Below are 343 nucleotides of genomic sequence, written 5' to 3'. Positions count from 1 at the left end.
CTTATCGGGCAACATAATGTCCATTTGTGTTGCAATATCCCAAACCGATTTCTGACGATATAAAGACATGCCGATAATTGACCACAGAACCGTTTCAAGCGGCAACCTTCTTTTACGAATGGTAGCCACACCAGCTTGTTCAAAGCCTTGCTGAATAAGTTGAGGGGAAAGTAGCTCAGCATATTTTTCGAATGTATGAAAACTACCACAAGAGTTAAAAGCGACCGCTAATTCATTTTCAAAGCGCATAAAAAAATCCGATACCAGAGACAGATATCGGATTTTGAAAGCGTTAAAAAGATCAGTCAACCGATCAAAAATATTCTTAACTGATCGGCATTAC

At 39.1% G+C, this 343-nt stretch carries 1 protein-coding gene; it reads right to left on the bottom strand.

Features of this window, described 5'->3' with window-relative positions; translation table 11 throughout:
* On the bottom strand, window positions 1-249 hold a 249-nt coding region (locus P20311_RS17480), incomplete at its 3' end, for a transposase domain-containing protein (protein WP_036985303.1).
* Window positions 250-343 lie beyond the last annotated feature (94 nt).

Origin of the sequence: Pseudoalteromonas sp. BSi20311, from assembly GCF_000239875.1 — a bacterium.
Lineage (GTDB): Bacteria > Pseudomonadota > Gammaproteobacteria > Enterobacterales > Alteromonadaceae > Pseudoalteromonas.
Note: the sequence above shows the minus strand (reverse complement) of the source record. Positions and strands in the feature narration are given on the sequence as shown.